Source organism: Streptomyces sp. NPDC001980 (assembly GCF_040296885.1).
Taxonomy (GTDB): Bacteria; Actinomycetota; Actinomycetes; order Streptomycetales; family Streptomycetaceae; genus Streptomyces.
The window spans coordinates 1-19,755 of record NZ_JBEOYD010000031.1; the positions used below are offsets into that span (position 1 = coordinate 1).

Below are 19,755 nucleotides of genomic sequence, written 5' to 3' on the forward strand. Positions count from 1 at the left end.
GGGCCCCCCCCGGCCCCCCCCGGCCTAACCCCGGGGGGGGGCCCCGGGGGCGGGGCCGCCCCCCGGGACCCGGGCTGTGGGTGCTACGGCTGTCGCCGACCGCAGCCGTCGCACCCGCAGCGCAGCACCCGTACCCGTACCCGCGGATGCGCCGCCGTGGGGGTCCGCGCGTACCGCATCCCGCTCACGCGTACTGGACGCGGATCTTCGCCCCGTCCCCCGGCACCCCGTCCCGGACATCGACGTAGGCGCACACCTGGCGCGTGAACCACAGCCCCTGCCCCGGCTCCGCTTCCCCGCCGGGCGGCGGCACGAACCCGGCGAGCGGGTCGGCCACCGCCCGGCACAGCCGCAGCTCGCAGACGCAGGCCGGGGCCTCGCCCCAGGCGAGGATCTCGACGACCGGCCCGTGCGCGGCCGCCGCCGCCCCGACGGCCCGGCCGAACAGCCCGGCGTCCACCGCCGGGAGCCCGCGCCCGGCGGCCCAGGCCCCGACCGCCTCCGGCGCGGGCAGCCGGGCCGCGGACTGCGGCGGCGGGGGCAGCGGTACGGCGTCCAGCTCCCGCACCAGGACCGGTGGCTGCTCGTACACCCCCGTACCCGGGTGGGCCCGCCGGGCCGCGTCGACGACGGCCGGTCCTGCCGTACGGGTGTCGTACGCGCACAGGGCGGTGGTGGCGAAGGGGGCGAACAGCAGGTTGGCGAGGGACTCGTAGCGGATCCACTCGGTGCTCTCCCGTGCCGAACGGCCCGCACGCCCCGCCCAGTCGGGCTCCATGAGGAGGTGGACCCGGCCGCCGGGCCCGGCGTTCGCCGCGAGGTAACCGGCGCCCTGGGCCACGGCGTTGGCGGCCGTACCGGTGTACCAGTCGGTGTGGTCGACGAAGCCGACGTCCCGGGCGTCGGCGCCGAGCGCGTCGCGCAGGACGGCCAGCAGGCCGGGGGCGGCGATGGCGACGGGCGGGGGCTCGTCGGGGGCGGCGAGGCCCTCGGCGAGGAAGGGCAGGGCGGCGGCGACGAACGCGTCGTCCGAGCCGAACACGGCCATCCGGTGGTCGAACTGCCCGTGGGCCGCGGCGGGGCGCGCGCCCGTACTGGTACTCATCGGGTCTCCTGTGCGTCAGCGCCGGGCGGTCACCCGGGCGGCGATCTGGCTGCGGTTGCTGAAGCCGAGCTCGCCGAGGGCGCGTTCCGCAGGGCCCTCGGCGGTGCGGCGGGCGATGACCGGCCGGTGTACGGCCAGTTCCGTGACCTCCGTCTCACGACGGGTGAGCCGGACGGACGCCGTCCGCACCTCGGGTTGACGGGGCGGGGGTTGTGGTTCCTCACCGAGGGCGTACGCCATCACGTCCGCCAGGCCGAGTGCGCCGCCCCGGCCGTACGCCCGCTCGTACTCCCCCGGCCCCAGGACCGCCCGGGCGCGGTTCTCGCACGCACGGCGGGCCGGGTCGAGGGCGGCGGAGCCCCAGCGGTCGCGGCCGATGCCGGACCGTACGCGGTCGGCGCCGCCGAGCGGGACGGCGGTGCGCTCGGCCGCGCCGAGGCCGTCGGCGATCCTCCCAGCAGGTCGCGGCCGAGGACGCGCATCCGGACGACGGCGAACTCGATGGCGAGCGGGAGCCCGTCGAGGCGACGGCACAGGCGGGCCACGGCGGCGCGGTGGGCGGGGGTGAGCCGGAAGCCGGGGAGCACTGCGGCGGCGCGGTCGGCGAAGAGGGCGGGGGCCGGCTGGGGGGGTCTCGCCGACCCCGCCGGGTCCGGTGAACGTGACGAGGCGGGCCTCGGCCGACAGCTCGCGGCCCGCGGCCTGTTCGTCTCTCCGGTCGACGAAGCTGGTCGTCCCGACCGGCTGACGGCAGCCCCCGCGCGGCGCCGATCCGCCCATGATCAGCCAGCCCTCCTCTTGGCCGTCCGACCACGGTCTCCCGGCGGACCGGGAGAACGCACACGGACGTCACGCGGGTGGGTGCACTTCGGCGGGGGCCGCTTGCGGCGGCATGTACGCGCGTACACTGCGCGGCCGATTCACGCGGCCAATTTTACTATCTTGACCTGTCCATGCCATTCCCTGGACGATGAGCGGCACTCGCACAGCCATCACACAGATACGTAGGTACGTCGCACTGAACCACCCCCACCTCCCCAGGAGACTTCATGCGACTTCGCATACGCGGCTCCGGCGCCCGCACCGGCAGACGGACCGCCGCGCTCGGCGCCCTGCTGGCCCTCACCCTCGCGGCCCCCGTGTCGGCGACGGCGACCCACGCGAGCGCCGACAGCGCCCGCCCGTCCGCCCCGTCGGCGGACGACGTCCGGCAGTACGAGATCCACCAGAGCACCACCCCGGTGACCCGCGCGGCGATCCAGCAGGCCGGCGTCTCCGTGGACGAGGCCGACGAGGAGACGGTGGTCGTCTCCGGGCGGCCCGCGCAGATCGCCGCGCTGAAGCGCCTCGGCTACGACGTCACACCACTCGGCGCGGCCCCGGACCGGTCGTCCGCCGCCGACCAGCTGCGCCTGTTCGACTTCCCGACGGCCGACTCGAAGTACCACAACTACGCCGAGGCGAACGCCGAGATCGACCAGCGGCTCGCCGCCTACCCCTCGATCATGAGCAGGCAGGTGATCGGCAAGTCGTACCATGGCCGGGACATCGTCGCGATCAAGGTCAGCGACAACGTGGCGACGGACGAGAACGAGCCCGAGGTCCTGCTCACCTTCCACCAGCACGCGCGCGAGCACCTCACGGTGGAGATGGCGCTGTACCTGCTGCGGGAGCTGGGCGCCGGATACGGATCGGACTCCCGGGTCACGAACATCGTCAACAGCCGGGAGATCTGGATCGTCCCCGATCTCAACCCCGACGGCGGCGAGTACGACATCGCCACCGGCTCGTACCGGTCGTGGCGCAAGAACCGGCAGCCCAACTCCGGTTCGTCGTACGTCGGTACGGACCTGAACCGGAACTGGAACTACAAGTGGGGCTGCTGCGGCGGCTCCTCGGGCTCCACGTCCTCGGAGACCTACCGGGGCGCGGCCGCCGAGTCGGCGCCGGAGGTGAAGGTGGTCGCCGACTTCGTACGCAGCCGGATCGTCGGCGGCAAGCAGCAGATCAAGGCGGGGATCGACTTCCACACGTACAGCGAGCTGGTGCTGTGGCCGTTCGGCTACACGACCGCCGACACGGCCACCGGGATGACCGCGGACGACGCCGCCGCGTTCAAGGCGGTCGGGCAGAAGATGGCGGCGAGCAACGGCTACACGCCGGAGCAGTCGAGCGATCTGTACATCACCGACGGCTCGATCGACGACTATCTGTGGGGCACCCAGAAGATCTTCGACTACACCTTCGAGATGTACCCGACGTCCAGTTCCGGGGGCGGCTTCTACCCGCCCGACGAGGTGATCGAGCGGGAGACCTCCCGGAACCGGGACGCGGTGCTCCAACTGCTGGAGAACGCGGACTGCATGTACAGGTCGATCGGGAAGGAAGCGCAGTACTGCGGGTAGCCGACGGGTGAGCCCCTCCAGCGGTGGGGCAGCCACCGGGGCCGGAGCGGCTCGGTCGTGGACGGGACGGGACTACTCCTTGCGGAGGGCCTCGTCCTTGTCCGCGGCCTCGTCCACGGCCTTGTCGCCGTCTTCGGCTTCGGCTTCGTCCGCGGCCTTGTCCTCCGCTTCCGCCTCTGCCTCCTGGACGTCCTCGGCTTCCTCTTCCGCACCGTCGTCGAAGTACGCGTCGAGGACCTCGTCCAGCTGCTCCTCCCACTCCTTGAAGCGGGAGCGGGACGTCGCCTCGATCTCGATGGGGTACCAGCGGCGGTCCGGGGTGTGGACGGTGATCGTGAAGCGCCTGCCGAAGCGTGGCGCCTCGGTCTCGACCGCGCCGATCTCGTCCCAGCGGAACTCGCACTTCTCCTCGTCGAGGCTGAGGCGCACGCCCTGGTGGTCGGCCACTATCCGGGCGCGCCGGTCGGCGGCCTCGAAGGCGGGGCCCTCGGAGGTCTCCTCGTCGTCCGCATCCACGTCCGCGTCGGCGTCGGCGTCGGCGTCGGCGTCGGCGTCGGCGTCGGCGTCCGCGGCGTCGTCGTCCGCCGTGGCCTCGGCATCGGCCGCGGCCACGGGTTCTGCCGCCGCCTCCGCCGCCACGGCCTCCTCGGCCTCCGCCGGCCGGGCGTCCTCCGGCTGCGCGTCCGCCGGCTCGGCGGACGCGGGTGAGGTGAGCCCGGGGATGAAGGCCGGGTCGAATCCGGCGCCCTCCAGGGGCTGGCTGTTGGCTCCTATGCGCTGCTCCACAGCGGGCAGTATGGTCCAAGAACCTGTGCCGGACACAGCCAGCCCCGGACTTCGTTATCAGACGCCTACACGAAGACGCTGAGCACGCCCGCCACCGCGAACCCCACCACCGACAACACCGTCTCCAGCACGGTCCAGGTCTTCAGGGTGTCCCGCTCGCTGATGCCGAAGTACTTGGCGACCATCCAGAATCCGCCGTCGTTGACGTGCGAGGCGAAGATGGAGCCGGCCGAGATGGACATGATGACGAGGGCGACGAAGGCCTGGGAGTGGTGGCCCTCGGTGAGGAGCGGGGCGACGATGCCGGCCGTCGTCACGATCGCCACCGTCGCGGAGCCCTGGGCGACCCGCAGGACCACCGAGATCAGGTACGACAGGACGATCACCGGGAGGCCGACGCCGTTGAAGGTGTCGGAGAGGGCCTGGGCGACGCCGCTCGCCTTCAGCACGGCGCCGAAGATCCCGCCCGCGCCGACCACCAGCAGGATGTTGCCGACCGGCTTGAGGGACGCGGTCGACACGGTCTCCAGGGACTTGCGGGACCAGCCGCGCCGGATGCCCAGCAGGTAGTAGGCGAGGACCAGGGCGATGGTGAGGGCGACCATCGGCGTGCCGAAGAACTCGAGCACCGAGCGGCCGGTGGAGGGGTCCAGGGCGATGGAGGAGAAGGTCGCGGCGAGGATGAGGACGAGGGGCGTGCCGATGATCGCCAGGACCGTGCCCAGCGGGACCGGCTTCTCCTGGGGCTCCACTCCGGCCGCCCGCTGCTCCGCCACCACCGCCTGCCTGGCCTCCTCGGCCGCCTCGACCATGTCCTGCGGTACGGCGACGAAGATCCGCCTGCCGACCCACGCCGAGTACGCCCATGCGGCCAGCACCGCCGGGATGCCGCAGACGACGCCCATGAGGATGACCCAGCCGAGCTGGACGTGCAGCAGCGCGGCGGCGGCCACCGGGCCGGGGTGCGGCGGCAGGAAGGCGTGGGTCATGGAGAGGCCGGCGAGGAGGGGGAGGCAGTAGAGGAGGATCGACTTGCCGCCGCGTTTGGCCGCCGCGTAGACGAGGGGGGCCAGGACGAAGATGCCGACGTCGAAGAAGACGGGGATGCCGAAGATCAGGCCGGTGAGGCCCATGGCGAGCGGCGCCCGCTTCTCCCCGAAGAGGTTGAGGAGACGCGTCGCCAGAACCTCCGCACCGCCGCTGACTTCGAGGATCGCGCCGAGCATGGTGCCGAGCCCGATGATGATCGCGACGTGGCCGAGGATGCCGCCCATGCCGGACTCCACGGTGGAGACGGCGTCCGAGCGCTGGACGGTGCCGAAGAGTTCGGTGACCGAGAGACCGGCGAGCAGGCCGACGGCTATGGAGACGGCGAGGAGGGCCACGAAGGGCTGGAGCCGCGCCTTGATGATGAGGAAGAGGAGCAGGGCGATGCCGATGGCGGCGACGGTGAGGAGGCCGGCGGTGCCGTCGAGGAGGAGGAGCAGGCCTCCGGTGTGGGGTGGGGTCGTGGGGGTGGCGGAGGCGGCGAGCGGTAGGGACATGTGGGGGTCCTCTGCGTAAGTTCATCGTGCTTTCGGGCAGGGCGGATCGCGGCATGGCACCCGAGGGGGCGCCATGCCGTGCAGGACGTGCGGGAGTTGAGGGGGTGTCGGCCTCGGCCTCGGTCTCAGCCGAGGACGGCGAGGGCGTCGATCTCGATGAGGAGGCCGGCGGGCAGACCGACGTACACGGTCGTGCGGGCGGCGGGCGGGGCGGTGAGCGCCTGCTCCTCGAAGTAGGTGTTGTAGATGCCGTTCATCTCGGCGAAGTGGTCCACGTCCGTCAGATAGACGCGAATCATCATGACGTCGTCCCAGGAGGCGCCGCCCTCCTCCAGGATCGCCTTGACGTTGGCGAGGGTCTGCAGGGTCTGCTCGCGCAGCGTGGGGCCGGCCGGGGTCGGGGGCTTGCCCTCCTCGGCGGGCAGGAAGCCGACCTGGCCGGCGACCTGGAGGATGTTGCCCTTGCGGACGCCGTGCGAGAACTTCGCGGGCGGGGTGGTGTGGGTCGTGGGGGTGAGCGCGATCTTCTCGGTCATCTGGTGCCGGCTTCCTTGATCGGTGTTCTGCCTGAGTACTCGCCGCTGATCGCGTCCGCCGTGCGGCGCACCTGCGGGAGCAGGGTGAGGAGTTCGTCGGCGGTGACGACGACGTTGGGCGCGGAGACCGACATCGCGGCGACGACGCGCCCGTCGGCACCGCGGATCGGTGCGGCCACGCAGTTGATGGACTCCTCGTGACCGCCGAGGTCGGTGGCCCAGCCCTGTTCGCGCACCTTGGCCAGTTCCCTGAGGAACGCCTCCGCGTTGGGCGTCGAGCGGGCCGTGTACATGGGGTAGTCGAGCTTGTCGGCGAGGGCCCGCCGCTCGGGCTCGGGCAGGTCGGCGAGGAGCAGCTTGGCGACGGCGGCGACGGTGATGGCGACGGGCTTGCCGATCCGCGAGTACATGCGCACCGGGTAGCGGCTCTCGACCTTGTCGATGTAGAGGACCTCGCCCTCCTCGAACACGGCGAGGTGCACGGTGTGCCCGCAGGCCGTGTTGAGGCGGGCCAGGTGGGGGTGGGCGATCTCGCGGACGTCGAGGTTCTCCATCGCCTCCTGGGCGAGGGCGAAGAGGCGGGCGCCGAGGCGGTAGCGCTGGTCGGACTGGCGGTAGACGAGCCCGTGTTCGTGGAGGGTGCGCAGCAGCCGCAGTGCGGTGGACTTGTGCACGCCGAGGCGGTCGGCGACCTGGCCGAGGTCGGCGGGGCCCTCGGCGAGCAGCGGCAGGATGCTGAGCGCTCGGTCGACGGTCTGGCTCATGGGGTGCGTACCTCCTCTTCGGCCGTGTCGGCTTCGGTCCAGCCGGGGCCGAGTCGAAGTCTCTCCCACGCGTCGGCGTCCAGGGCGGTCAGCCGGTCGGTGGTGTCGCGGGCGGGGGGCGGGGCGAGGTCGGCGGGGGTGGTCAGGGCGGCGGCGGCGAAGAGGTGGCCGAGCCTGAGCGTCTGCCTGACCGGCAGGCCGCGCAGGATGCCGGAGAGGAAACCGGCGGCGAAGGCGTCCCCTGCGCCGACGGTTGCCACGACGTCGACGGCGGGGGCGGGTTCGAAGGTGCCGGGGGTGGGGGCGGGTTCGAAGGTGCCGGGGGTGGGGGCGGGGGGCGGGGTTTCGCTCGCCCGCGCTTGCGGGGTGCCGCTGCGATGGGACGCGGCTGGGCAGCGCCCCGTGAGGGGCGCGGGGCTGTTCTCGATTTGCGGCTGCCGCCGCGTGGGCGCGACCAGCCCCCACCGGGCCGCGGCCGACACGAAGGCCGTCGCCCCCGCACCTCCCTGCTTCACCACCAGCACCTCCGGCTCCGGCAACAGTTCCCGGACCGCCGACGGCCCTCCCGTCACCCCCCACGCCTCCTCCGCCTCGTCCTCCCCCACGAAGACGAGGTCGGCCCGGCGTGCCAGCTCCAGCAGGATCTGCGAGCCGTCACCCGAACCCCACAGCCCGGCCCGGTAGTTCACGTCGAACGACACCAGTGGCCGCTCCCCGGCGGGAGCCGTCAGTTCGCGCAGCAGCCCCCGGCAGCCCTCCGACAACGCGGCCGTGATCCCCGACAGGTGCAGGATCCGGCCCGCGCGCACCGCCGCCAGGTCCACCGTCGCCGCCGACATCGCGGACGCCGCGGACCCCGCCCGGTAGTACGCGACCTCGTGCGCGTCCGTCGCCCGGTCACCGGCCGTACGGAAGTAGACCCCCGTGGGCCGCGCCGGATCGCGGCCCACGGACGAGACGTCCACGCCGTACGCGGCGACGGTCTCCATCAGGTGGTCGCCGAACCCGTCCGCCCCGACCCGGCTGACCCAGCGCACGGCGTGCCCGGCGGCGGCGAGCGCACACGCCACGTTGGACTCCGCACCGCCGATCGCCCGGTCGAAGGACGGCACGTCCGCGAGGCTCCCCGGCCGGGTGGGCAGAAACGTGACCATGGACTCGCCGAGCGCGACGACGTCCACGGCGTCAACGGCGCCGGTGGCCTTCACGATGGTCGTGGCTCCTCGTCGTCGGGAAAGGGGCGCTACGGGCTCCATTGACCCGGCGTTGGCGTGGATGTTAGACAGCGGTAAGCGATATACGCAATGGACGTTGCACACCATGCAACCAACCTGATCAGGGAGGCCCCGTGTCCCTCGACACCGGCACCGAAGCGCTCGCCCGGCTCGCGGAGGAACGCGTCGACCACCGTTTCAAGGGCCTCCCGCCGGACGCCGAGGGCCTCACCGTCGGCGAACTGGCCGCCCAGCGCCGCAACCTGTTCTCGGGCGGCTTCGCGACCCCGGTGCTGGCCCTCTCCGCCGAGCGCCTGGAGCACAACCTCGCGCTGATGGAGTCGTACACCGAACGGCACGGCCTCGCCTTCGCCCCGCACGGCAAGACCTCGATGGCCCCGCAGCTCTTCCACCGGCAGACCGGGCGCGGGGCGTGGGGCATCACCCTCGCCGTGCCGCACCAGGTGCGGGTGGCGCGGGCGTTCGGCACCCGTCGGGTCTTCCTCGCGAACGAGCTCGTGGACGCCCCGGCGCTCCGCTGGATCGCCGCCGAGCTGGAGCGCGACGCGGACTTCCGGTTCGTCTGTTACGTCGACTCCGTGCGCGGGGTCGAGCTGATGGACGCGGCGCTGCGCGGGACCGGCCGCCCCGTGGACGTCGTGGTCGAGCTCGCCGCCGGGGAGGGCGCCCGTACCGGGGTCCGTACCGAGGCGGAGTGCGCGGCGGTCGCGGACGCGGTGGCCGGGACGGAGACGCTGCGGCTGGTCGGGGTGGCCGGGTACGAGGGCGAGGTCCCGCAGGCCGACCCGGACCGGGTGCACGGCTATCTGCGCCGGCTGGTCGCCCTCGCCGTCGAGTTCGACAAGGCGGGCCGGTTCGCGGGCCTGACGGAGATCGTGGTGAGCGCGGGCGGCAGCGCCTGGTTCGACGCGGTCGCGGACGTCTTCGCCGATGTCCCCGAACTCTCGGCACCCGTACTGAAGTTGCTGCGCTCGGGCGCGTACGTCTCGCACGACGACGGCCGCTACCGGGAGGTCACCCCCTTCAACCGGGTCCCCGAGGAGGGCGCCCTGGAGCCCGCCTTCCGGCTCTGGGCGCAGATCGTCTCCCGCCCCTCCCCCGAGCAGGCCTTCGCCAACGCCGGAAAGCGGGACGCGGCCTACGACCTCGACCTGCCCGTCGCCCAGGTGATCCGCCGGGCGGGCGCCGAGCGCCCGGCGACCGGAGTCTCGGTCACCGGCCTGTCCGACCAGCACGCCTGGCTGCGCACCGAGCCCGAGGCGGACCTGGAGGTCGGGGACTGGGTGGGCCTCGGCCTCTCCCACCCGTGCACGTCGTTCGACAAGTGGCAGCTGATCCCGGTGGCCGAGGCGGACGGGACGGTCGTCGACTACATCCGCACGTTCTTCTAGGAGGGGCCGTGGAGCAGCTCGTCATCCGGGACGCGGACGTCGTCGACGGCAGCGGGGAACCCTCCTACCGCGCCGATGTGGTGATCGACGGCGGCCGGATCGTGTCGATCGTCGAGGAGGCCGCGGCGGCGGGCTGCCAGCGCCCGCGCGCGATGCGCGAGCTGGACGCGGAGGGGCTGGTCCTCTCCCCCGGCTTCGTCGACATGCACGCCCACAGCGACCTGGCCCTGCTGCGCGACCCCGACCACAGCGCGAAGGCCGCACAGGGGGTGACTCTGGAAGTGCTGGGCCAGGACGGCCTTTCGTACGCCCCGGTCGACGACCGCACGCTGGCGGAGGTCCGCAGCGCGATCGCCGGCTGGAACGGCTCCGGCGACGACATCGACTTCGACTGGCGGTCGGTCGGCGAGTACCTGGACCGCCTCGACCGGGGCATCGCCGTCAACGCGGCCTACCTCATCCCGCAGGGCACGGTCCGCGCGCTCGCCGTCGGCTGGGAGAACCGCGAGGCGACCCCGGCCGAGCTGGACCACATGCGCCGGCTGGTGGCCGAGGGCATGGCCCAGGGCGCGGTCGGCCTGTCCTCCGGGCTCACCTACACCCCCGGCATGTACGCGCCGGACGCCGAACTGACCGAGCTGTGCCGGGTGGTGGCGGAGTACGGCGGCTACTACTGCCCGCACCACCGCTCGTACGGCGCGGGCGCGCTGGAGGCGTACGCGGAGATGGTGGCCCTGACCCGGGAGGCCGGCTGCCCGCTCCACCTGGCCCACGCCACCATGAACTTCGGCGTGAACAAGGGCCGGGCCCCCGAACTGCTGGCCCTCCTCGACAAGGCCCTCGCCGCCGGCGCCGACATCAGCCTCGACACCTACCCCTACACCCCCGGCAGCACGACCCTCGCGGCGATGCTGCCGAGCTGGGCCAACGAGGGCGGCCCGGCGGCGGCCCTCGCCCGCCTCTCCGACGACGAGACGGCCGACCGCATCCGCCACCACCTGGAGGCCGTCGGCTCCGACGGCTGCCACGGCGTCCCCATCGAGTGGGACACGATCGAGATCTCGGGCGTGACCGACCCGGCCCTCACGGACTTCGTCGGCCGGACGGTCCAGGAGTCGGCGGCCGCCCGCGGGGAGTCCCCCTGGACGACGGCCCGCCGCCTCCTCGTCACCGACCGCCTGGGCACCACGATCCTCCAGCACGTCGGCCACGAGGAGAACGTCCGCACGATCATGCGCCACCCGGTCCACACGGGCGGCTCGGACGGCATCCTCCAGGGCACGAAACCCCACCCCCGCGCCTACGGCACGTTCCCGCACTACCTCGGCCACTACGTACGGGAGCTGGGCGTCCTCTCCCTGGAGGAGTGCGTCGCCCACCTCACCGCCCGCCCCGCGGCCCGGCTGCGCCTGCCGGACCGCGGACTCGTCCGCGAGGGCTACCGGGCCGACGTCGTCCTCTTCGACCCGCGGACGGTCGCGGCGGGCTCGACGTTCGAGGACCCGCGCCGCCTCCCGACGGGCATCCCGCACGTCCTGATCGACGGCCGGTTCGTGATCGAGGACGGCCGCCGAACGGACGTATTGGCAGGGAGGTCGGTGCGTAACGCGCCCCAGTAGCACCCGAAAACGGCGGCCCGCCACCCCTACGGCTTGGGCAGGGTGCAACCACTCGCGCTCAGGTTCAGCACGTTCCCCGTCGTGAAGCACGCCGGAATGAGGTACGTCTCCTCCGCGTAGTTGATCCCCTGCCGAACCGTCACGGTCCCGTTCTCGTCCACCTCGCACGGGTTGTCGACGGTGCACCGCTCCCCGTCCTCGTTGCCCGTGTTGTTGACGGCGACGACCTGGCCCGTGGTGGTGTCGATCACCGGCGACCCCGACGTCCCGCCGATCGTGTTGCACGCGGAGGTGTAGCGGACCGAGTCCTTCCAGGTCCAGTCGCCCTCCTTGAGCCGGTACACGAACCCGTCGATGTTGCAGCTGTAGATCGTCTTCCAGTAGCCGGAGACGACCTTGATGGCGGTGCCGGCGACGGGGTGGCTCGCGCTGACGGTGAGCGGGCTGATGCCGTAGGAGCTCTTGATCGCCGCGTACGTCGTGGTGGTGCGGTAGATCGTGACGTCCGTGTCGGTCATCGTCGAGTAGACGACCTGGTTGGCGCGGAGCGTGGCGACCTTGGTGCCGGAGGAGTTCAGCAGGCCGAAGGTACGGCTGGAGGACTGGCCGGTGATGACCTCGCCGGGCTCCGGGAAGCCGGTCTCCAGGCAGTGGCCGTTGGTGAGGACCAGCGCCGGGTCGCTGTCCGCGGAGTTCGGGAAGCGGATGACCGAGCCGGAGCAGTTGCTGAGCGAGACGGTGCCCGCGAAGTTGACGGTCACCGCGGCGGCCTTTGCCGTCTGCGGCACGGCGACCGCCGGAGCCGTGCCGATCCCGGTGATGGCCAGGGAGGCGAGCGCGGCGACGAGAGGCTTGTTCATGTGGGGGTCCCCTCTATACGACGAGGTGACCGGAGATCTTCCGGCCACCCGCTTTTTGTCATGCACATTCTCACCACAAGGACACACGTGGGCAAGGAGTTGTTTCCGGTCGGCCCGATGGCGCGATCCCGCGCCGACGATTGAGGCCTCCCGACACGAATGACGACGAACTGCCGTGACCGGTTGGCCGGTTGACCGGTTGCGCCGAACACCCCCTCCTGACGGACCGACCCTCTCAATGGGATCTGCCGCCGCCACCCCTCCCGTGCCCCCAGCCGTGCCGACCGTCCGTGGGAGTCGGCGTCGTGGTGGTGGCGGTCGGCGACGGTGCCGTGCTCGTTCCGCGGGTCGCGGTGGCGCTCGGCGAGGTGCTCGGGGAGGCGTCGGGTGCGACGCCCGCCGACGCGGTGGACCGGGCCGACGGCGACGCCGTGGCCGGTGCGGCCGACGGCGGCGAGGAGGTGACGGACGCGGTGCGCGGGCTCTGCCCGGGCGCCGCCGCGGCCGACGACTCGCCGGCCGCGTGCTTCGTACGGTTCGGCCCGCCCGATGTGCCGTCGGCCGGCGACGAGGGGGAAGAGGAGAAGGGAAGGCCGACGATCAGCGCGAGCACGGACGCGGCCCCCACCGCCCCCGCCGCGGCCACCACGTACCTGCCGCGCCGGCCACCCGACCCGCGCGCCTTCCGCCGCCGCTCCGCGCGGCCCGGCCCCGGCAGGGCGGGCGCGATCGTCGGCAGCTCGCGCGTCTCGTCGTATGCGTTGAGCCAGCCGTGCGCGGCCGCCGGGTCCCGGTGCCCCTCGTACGCGGGGGCCGGTTCGCCCTCGGGTCGGTAGACGCTGGGCGCCCCGGTCTCGTCCTCGGCAGGTCTCGGCATGGACGCGGATTGTAGGGAGGGGAGGGCCCTTTGAGACAGCTACCGGCGATAACAGGCCAAATCGGCGGACCTCGCTCCGGCCCCGGTTGCCCTCCGGTCGTCCTCGGGCCGTCCCCCACACGTGTCTCACGTGGTGGAAAACACGGCCCGACGGGCGTTACCGCCCCGTAAGCTCACCGACATGCAGGTGATCCAGTCGACCAAGCTCGCCAACGTCTGTTACGAGATCCGGGGTCCGGTTCTCGAGGAGGCGATGCGGCTCGAGGCGGCGGGGCACCGCATCCTCAAGCTCAACACCGGCAACCCGGCCGCCTTCGGCTTCGAGTGCCCGCCGGAGATCCTGGAGGACATCCTCCGGAACGTCTCCACGGCACACGGCTACGGCGACGCGAAGGGCCTGCTGGCCGCCCGGCGCGCGGTCGTCATGCACAACCAGACCATCGGCATCGAGACCGACGTCGAGCACGTCTTCATCGGCAACGGCGTCTCCGAGCTGATCGTGATGGCGATGCAGGGGCTCCTGGACGACGGGGACGAGGTCCTCGTACCCGCCCCGGACTACCCCCTGTGGACCGCGGCCGTCTCCCTCTCCGGCGGTACGGCCGTGCACTACCGCTGCGACGAGCAGTCGGACTGGATGCCCGACCTCGCCGACGTCGAGCGCAAGGTCACCGACCGCACCAAGGCGATCGTCATCATCAACCCGAACAACCCGACGGGTGCGGTGTACGACGAGGCGATGCTGCGCGGGCTGACCGACATCGCCCGCCGCCACAACCTGCTCGTCTGCTCGGACGAGATCTACGACAAGATCCTCTACGACGGTGCCACGCACACGCCGACCGCCGCCGTCGCGCCGGATCTCCTCACGCTCACCTTCAACGGCATGTCCAAGGCGTACCGGGTGGCCGGCTACCGGGTCGGCTGGATGTCCGTCTCCGGGCCCCGGGCGCACGCCGACTCCTACATCGAGGGCCTGACGATCCTCGCGAACATGCGGCTGTGCGCGAACATGCCCGGTCAGCACGGAGTCGTGGCGGCGCTCAGCGGACGCCAGACGATCAACGACCTCGTGCTGCCGGGCGGGCGGCTGAAGGAGCAGGTGGATCTCGCCTACGACCTGCTCACCCGGATCCCGGGCGTGAGCTGCGTCCGCCCCAAGGGCGCGCTGTACCTGTTCCCGCGCCTCGACCCCCAGGTCTTCAAGATCAAGGACGACCGGCAGATGGTCCTCGACCTGCTGCGACAGGAGAAGATCATGGTCGTCCAGGGCACCGGCTTCAACTGGCCGGAGCCGGACCACTTCCGGGTGGTGACCCTGCCGACGGTCGGCGATCTGCGGGACGCGATCACCAGGATCGGCCGGTTCCTGGACGGGTACGGCCAGTCGTAGGCAGCCGCCCGACCACCGCCCGTGAAGCGGGTCAACTTTAGACGGAATCTAAGCTAGGATGGTTTCCTGTCAGAGCACAGGAGGCCATCTCCCATGTACGAACCGATCCGCACCAAGTCGGTCCACAGCACGATGGCCGGCCCCCCTTCCGACTTCCCCCACCGGACGCGCGAGGAGGAGCTGGACATCCAGCTCGCGGGACACCTCGCCGCGCTGCTCGCCGTCACCGACGAGCTGCGCGCGCTCACGCCGTCCACCGACCTCGACGCCGCCGCGACCCGGCTGGCCGAGCAGGTGGCCCGGCTGCGGGACGGACGGACACCGGTCCGCGCGTCGCTGACGGCGGCCTCGGAGCCGACCGCGCTGCACGAGCGCGCGCATGCCCTCGCCGGCCGCGCCCTGGTGGTCGCGGCGTCCCGCGCGGACACCGCGGCGGCGATCCTCGCGGCGGAGCGCATGGACGCCCACGCGGCGGCCACGGAACTCACCACGGCCGGCTGACCCACCCCCGAACGGCCCCGGTCCGCGCGCTCCCGCAGCGACGCGCGGACCGGGTTGCCACAAACGGCCACCGCCGAAGAGCCGCCCACCCCTCCGCAGACCTCGCGCCCACCCACAGACCTCGCACCCCTCCGCTGCCCCCTCTCCGCAGCCGAAGGGGTCTCTTGGCGGACCCCTGAGCGATTTTCGGCCCCTCGTAGTATTCCGGGACGTCCGATTCACCCCCCGTTCACCCAGGTCGCCCAGGAACGTGGAGTTCCGCGAGCACGCTCCCCGGCGTGAGACGTATCGCGGGAATCGTCCTGGCGGTGCTGCTGATCGGTGGCGTGGTGGCTGCCGTCGTCGCAGGCCGGCAAGGGGACGACAAGGGCACGGCAACGAAGACCGTGCGCGGTGTGATCGGTTCGGAGAAGTCGGACTTCTTCGCCGATCCCGATGTGGTGAAGGCCCTCGCCGCCAAGGGCTACACCGTGAAGACGGAGGCGTCCGGATCCTGGGCCATGGAGGATCTGAACCTGAAGGGCTACGACTTCGCCTTCCCGTCCAGCTCGGCGCCTGCCGACACGCTGGCCGCGAAGTACCACGCCCGCCAGCCCCTCCCCCGCCCCTTCTACTCGCCCCTCGTCGTGGTCGCCCACCGCAGCGCGGCCGAGGTGCTGGCCGCCAACGGGCTCGCCGCGCTCGACGGCAAGGGCAAGGGGACCCTGAAGATGGCCGCCTACCTGGACGCCGCCCGGCACGACCGGACCTGGCAGCAGCTCAAGGGGGCCAAGGCGCACGGAGAGCTGACCGGGACGCTGTACATCACCAGCACCGATCCGGAGACCTCCAACTCCGGCGCGCTGTATCTCGCCGACGCCTCCTATGTCGCCAATGGGGGGAGGGTGGTGGCGAGTGACGGTGACGTCGCGAGGACGGCGCCGCTGCTGCACAAGCTGGTCAGCGTGCAGGGGGCGCAACAGCCCAGCAGCGACTCGGTGTTCAGGGACTTCATCAGCGGCGCCGGCAACCCGCTGGTGTGCCTGTACGAGTCGCAGGTGGTGTCGTTGCTCGCGGAGCAGCACGGCGCCGACGACCTCGTCGTCCTCTACCCGGACACCACGGTCAACAGCGACCACACCATCGTGCCGCTCGACGACGCCGGCCGGCAGCTCGGCGAACTCCTCAGCACCGACCCGACCCTGCGCAAGCTCGCCGTCAGGCACGGCTTCCGGCCCGCGGGCGACTCCGCCGAGTTCGTCAAGGACACCGCCGGCCACGCCGCCTACCTCAACCAGACACTGACCGGCGTCCGGCAGGCGCCCGTGCCCACCTCCGCGGTGCTGCACGAGATGGCCCGCCGGGCGCGCGGCTGACCCGGGGGGACCCTGTGAGCAACTTCGACAAGATGGTGCCGAGCGGCGGTGCGCACCCGCCCACGCTCAGCGGCGACGACGTCTTCACCCTGACCCCGCCGGAGGCGGTGGCGCCCGTGCCGCGGGAGAAGGCCGGCGGGCTGGTGCCCGTCGACGACGGCGTCCGTACGGACATGGCGCGCAAGGCCTCCGACTACGTCCGGGACCTCGCCGCCCTGGACGCCCGGTCGCCGGAGTTCGCGAGCAAGGTCGGCGAGATCACCGGCCTCGGCGCCGGCGAGATGCGCACCGCTGCCGCGCAGTCCAACCGCATGCTGGAGCGTGCCGTGCGCAGCCTGCCCGACAAGGGCGGTGACGCCCAGGCCAAGGTGGCCGGCTCGCTCGTCGAACTCCGCCGGGTCGTCGAGGACCTGGACCCGCGCGACCTGCCCGCGAGCAAGGGCCGCAAGTTCCTCTCCCGGCTGCCCGGCGGCAACAGACTCCGCGACCACGTCGCCAAGTACGCCTCCGCACAGGGGACGTTGAACAAGATCGTGGGCTCGCTGCGCGGCGGGCAGGACGAACTGCGGCGGGACAGCGCGGCGTTGCAGACGGAGCGGGTGCGGCTCTGGGAGACCATGGGCAAGCTCCAGGAGTACGTCGTCCTCACCCAGGCCCTGGACACCGCCGTCGAGCAGCATGTCGCCCGGATCCCGGACCCCCAGGAGGCCGACGCCGTACGGGCGGACGTGCTCTTCCCGGTCCGGCAGAAGCACCAGGACCTGCTCACCCAGCTCGCGGTGTCCGCGCAGGGCTACCTCGCGATGGACGTCGTACGGCGCAACAACGACGAGTTGATCAAGGGGGTGGAACGCGCCGCCACCACCACCGTCTCCGCGCTGCGGATCTCGGTGATGCTGGCCTCCGCGCTCGACAACCAGAAGAAGGTGATCGAGCAGGTCAACGCGTTGCGCGGGACGACCGAGGACCTGATCCGGGGCAACGCCGAGATGCTCGCGAGCCAGAGCGGGGAGATCCAGCGCATCGCCGCCGACCCGGCCGTGGGCGCCGAGACGCTGCGGGCCGCGTTCCAGCAGATCTACCGGACCCTCGACGCCATCGACACCTACAAGGTGCAGGCGACCGAGGCGATGGCGACCACCGTGCAGTCCCTCACGGACGAACTCCACCAGGCGAGCGCCTACCTGGAGCGCAGCCGCTCGAAGAGCGCGCTGGAGGGCGGCCTCGCATGAGCAGACGCCCGCTCCTCGCCCTCCTCGCGGCGGCGGCCGTCGTCCTGGCCGGCTGCACCTCCGAGGACCACGGCGACGACTCCACGGCCCCGAAGCCCGGCACCCTGCGGGTCCTCGCCTCCTCCGAACTCAGCGACATGACGGCCGTCTTCGACCGGGTCCGCAAGGACACCGGGGTCACCATCCGGCCCACCTACATGGGCACCCTGGACGCCATCGACCTGCTGGCCAAGGGGAAGACGGACGGCAGGTACGACGCGCTCTGGCTGTCCTCCGACGACTATCTGCGGCTGCGCCCGGAGGCGGCGAAGAAGGTCGTCTCCGAGACGTCCATCATGTCCAGCCCGGTCGCGATCGGTGTGAAGACGGCCACCGTCCGGTCGCTGGGCTGGAAGCCGGCCGACGTCACCTGGTCCCAGGTCGAGCAGGCCGTGGAAGCCGGCAGGCTGACGTACGGCATGACGGACCCGGCCCGCTCCAACTCCGGCTTCGCCACGCTGGTCTCGGTGGCCTCCGCGCTCTCCGGCGCCCAGTCGGCGCTCACGGACGACGACGTCACCAAGGCGACTCCCCGGCTGAAGAAGTTCTTCAGGGGCCAGACCCTGACCTCGGGCTCGTCCGGCTGGCTGGCCTCGGCCTACCAGCGGCGCGGCACCGTCGACGCCCTGCTCAACTACGAGTCCGTGCTCCAGGGCATCTCCGGTCTCACCGTGATCCGCCCGAAGGACGGCGTGATCACCGCCGACTACCCGTTCTCCTCCCTGGCCTCGACCTCCTCCGCCACCCGCGAGGACGTCCGCCGGGTGACGGAGGACCTGCGCACCACGGCCGTGCAGAAGCTCATCACGGACACCACCCACCGCCGCCCGGTCGTGGCCTCGGTCGCCCCGGCGGCCGGCCTGGACACCAGCCGCCGCCGCGAACTCCCCTTCCCCGGCAACAAGTCGGTGGCCGACGGTCTCATCTCGGCCTACGAGAACGACCTGCGCCGGCCCTCCCGCACGGTCTACGTCCTGGACACCTCGGGCTCGATGAAGGGCGACCGCCTCTCCCGCCTGAAGGCGGCCCTCACCGGCCTCACCGGCGACTTCCGCAACCGCGAGGAGGTCACCCTGATGCCGTTCGGCTCGGACGTGAAGAGCGTCAGCACCCACGTGGTCGACGACAAGACCGACCTCGCCGCGATCCGCAAGGACACCGACGCCCTGCACGCCGACGGCAACACGGCGATCTACACCTCCCTGGAGAAGGCGTACGCCCAGCTGAACCCCTCCCAGGACACGTTCACGTCGATCGTGCTGATGACCGACGGCGAGAACACCACGGGCGCCAAGGTCGGTGATTTCGACGACTTCTACAACAAGCTCTCCGTCGACCGGCAGCAGATCCCCGTCTTCCCCATCCTCTTCGGCGACTCCTCCCGTGCCGAACTCCAGCACATCGCCGCCCTGACCGGCGGCCGTCTCTTCGACGGCCGGCAGGGCTCCCTGGACGGCGCCTTCGAGGAGATCCGTGGCTACCAGTAAGGCTCTCGCCTACCTCGAATCCCGTAAGAACCTCACGGGCAGCGGGGCCGGTCTCGTCGGCCTGGTCCTGACCTTCACGGGAGTGGCGGGCGCGTACTGGCCGGTGGTGGTCGCGGGCCTGTACGGCGCGGGCGCGCTGATCGCCCCGCCGGAACGCCCCCCGCTGCCGGACTTCCCGACGCCCTCCGCCCAGTTGGAGGAGGTACGGGCCGACTTCCGCAAACTGGAGACCTATCTGGCGGAGGTCGGCCTGCCCGCCTCGACGGAGGCCAGGCTCGCCGAACTGACCGACCTGCTGACGGCGTTGCTGGACCGCGGCTGGGCCGCCGAGCTGCTGGCCCAGGACCCGGAGGGCGTCCACGTCCTGTCGCGGACGGTACGGCAGGACATCCCGGAGGCGGTCGACAGTTTCGTGCGGACGCGGTGGTGGACGCGTCTGACGCCCGGGCAGGAGCCGCCGGAGCGGCATCTGGAGCGCCAGTTGGCCCTCCTGAAGGAGGAGGCCGAGCAGTTGGCGGCCGGGCTGCGGGACGCGGAGGCCAGGCGTCAGGAGACGCACACGCGGTACCTGGAGGACCGGAACAACTAGAACCGGCCCCCCGCGCGCTCGCGAGGGGCCGGGCGGG

18 protein-coding genes are annotated in these 19,755 nt (G+C 72.1%); 10 read left to right on the top strand and 8 right to left on the bottom strand.

The annotated features are described in order from the left end of the window. Positions 1-184: 184 nt before the first annotated feature. Entirely contained in the window at positions 185-1,105 is a 921-nt protein-coding gene (locus ABT137_RS35835) for an anti-sigma factor RsbA family regulatory protein (RefSeq protein WP_351715319.1), read from the bottom strand. A gap of 15 nt (positions 1,106-1,120) precedes the next feature. After that, the gene (locus tag ABT137_RS35840) at positions 1,121-1,639 is read right to left on the bottom strand and encodes a hypothetical protein (protein WP_351715320.1); all 519 of its coding nucleotides are present in this window, start codon (positions 1,637-1,639) and stop codon (positions 1,121-1,123) included. Between the two features lie 515 nt (positions 1,640-2,154). Here ABT137_RS35840 and ABT137_RS35845 point away from each other — a divergent pair. Further along, on the top strand, positions 2,155-3,510 hold the full coding sequence (locus ABT137_RS35845) for a M14 family metallopeptidase (protein WP_351715321.1): 1,356 nt from the start codon (positions 2,155-2,157) through the stop codon (positions 3,508-3,510). Between the two features lie 72 nt (positions 3,511-3,582). Here the strand turns inward: ABT137_RS35845 and ABT137_RS35850 are convergent, their stop codons facing one another. From ABT137_RS35850 to ABT137_RS35870, 5 genes are all read right to left on the bottom strand, one after another. Further along, positions 3,583-4,296 carry a hypothetical protein gene (locus ABT137_RS35850; protein WP_351715322.1) on the bottom strand — a complete coding sequence of 238 codons (714 nt, stop codon included), beginning with the start codon at positions 4,294-4,296 and terminating at the stop codon, positions 3,583-3,585. Between the two features lie 65 nt (positions 4,297-4,361). Next, positions 4,362-5,840, bottom strand: a complete 1,479-nt coding sequence (locus tag ABT137_RS35855) for a GntP family permease (protein ID WP_351715323.1) — start codon at positions 5,838-5,840, stop codon at positions 4,362-4,364. A gap of 125 nt (positions 5,841-5,965) precedes the next feature. Beyond that, on the bottom strand, positions 5,966-6,376 hold the full coding sequence (locus ABT137_RS35860; RefSeq protein ID WP_351715324.1) for a RidA family protein: 411 nt from the start codon (positions 6,374-6,376) through the stop codon (positions 5,966-5,968). Next, on the bottom strand, positions 6,373-7,140 hold the full coding sequence (locus tag ABT137_RS35865) for an IclR family transcriptional regulator (protein WP_351715325.1): 768 nt from the start codon (positions 7,138-7,140) through the stop codon (positions 6,373-6,375). Before ABT137_RS35865 ends, ABT137_RS35860 begins: the two co-directional genes overlap by 4 nt. Further along, positions 7,137-8,294 (bottom strand): sugar kinase, encoded by a 1,158-nt coding sequence (locus ABT137_RS35870; RefSeq protein WP_502984630.1) that lies wholly within the window; start codon positions 8,292-8,294, stop codon positions 7,137-7,139. Before ABT137_RS35870 ends, ABT137_RS35865 begins: the two co-directional genes overlap by 4 nt. Positions 8,295-8,488: 194 nt before the next feature. Here ABT137_RS35870 and ABT137_RS35875 point away from each other — a divergent pair, with 194 nt between their 5' ends. Continuing rightward, on the top strand, positions 8,489-9,766 hold the full coding sequence (locus ABT137_RS35875; RefSeq protein ID WP_351715327.1) for an amino acid deaminase: 1,278 nt from the start codon (positions 8,489-8,491) through the stop codon (positions 9,764-9,766). 8 nt (positions 9,767-9,774) lie between these two features. Beyond that, positions 9,775-11,385 (top strand): N-acyl-D-amino-acid deacylase family protein, encoded by a 1,611-nt coding sequence (locus ABT137_RS35880; protein WP_351715328.1) that lies wholly within the window; start codon positions 9,775-9,777, stop codon positions 11,383-11,385. 26 nt (positions 11,386-11,411) lie between these two features. Here ABT137_RS35880 and ABT137_RS35885 read toward each other — a convergent pair whose 3' ends face one another. Next, positions 11,412-12,245: a trypsin-like serine peptidase gene (locus tag ABT137_RS35885; protein ID WP_351715329.1), complete on the bottom strand. Its 834-nt coding sequence runs from the start codon at positions 12,243-12,245 to the stop codon at positions 11,412-11,414. A 290-nt stretch (positions 12,246-12,535) separates the two neighbouring features. On the opposite strand from ABT137_RS35885, the gene ABT137_RS35890 reads away from it, so the two are divergent. From ABT137_RS35890 to ABT137_RS35920, 7 genes are all read left to right on the top strand, one after another. Beyond that, positions 12,536-13,081, top strand: coding sequence for a hypothetical protein (locus ABT137_RS35890; RefSeq protein WP_351715330.1), 546 nt, complete (start codon positions 12,536-12,538; stop codon positions 13,079-13,081). Positions 13,082-13,303: 222 nt separating this feature from the next. Beyond that, complete coding sequence (locus ABT137_RS35895) at positions 13,304-14,515, top strand: pyridoxal phosphate-dependent aminotransferase (RefSeq protein WP_351715331.1); 1,212 nt, start codon at positions 13,304-13,306, stop codon at positions 14,513-14,515. A gap of 93 nt (positions 14,516-14,608) precedes the next feature. Further along, complete coding sequence (locus ABT137_RS35900) at positions 14,609-15,016, top strand: SCO4983 family protein (protein ID WP_351715332.1); 408 nt, start codon at positions 14,609-14,611, stop codon at positions 15,014-15,016. Between the two features lie 278 nt (positions 15,017-15,294). Then, positions 15,295-16,371, top strand: a complete 1,077-nt coding sequence (locus ABT137_RS35905; protein ID WP_351715333.1) for a hypothetical protein — start codon at positions 15,295-15,297, stop codon at positions 16,369-16,371. A gap of 32 nt (positions 16,372-16,403) precedes the next feature. Beyond that, positions 16,404-17,603, top strand: coding sequence for a toxic anion resistance protein (locus ABT137_RS35910; protein WP_351715430.1), 1,200 nt, complete (start codon positions 16,404-16,406; stop codon positions 17,601-17,603). After that, positions 17,600-19,129 (top strand): vWA domain-containing protein, encoded by a 1,530-nt coding sequence (locus ABT137_RS35915; protein WP_351715334.1) that lies wholly within the window; start codon positions 17,600-17,602, stop codon positions 19,127-19,129. The genes ABT137_RS35910 and ABT137_RS35915 overlap by 4 nt, the downstream gene beginning before the upstream one ends. Then, positions 19,116-19,718: a hypothetical protein gene (locus ABT137_RS35920; protein WP_351715335.1), complete on the top strand. Its 603-nt coding sequence runs from the start codon at positions 19,116-19,118 to the stop codon at positions 19,716-19,718. Before ABT137_RS35915 ends, ABT137_RS35920 begins: the two co-directional genes overlap by 14 nt. The last annotated feature ends 37 nt before the right edge of the window (positions 19,719-19,755 follow it).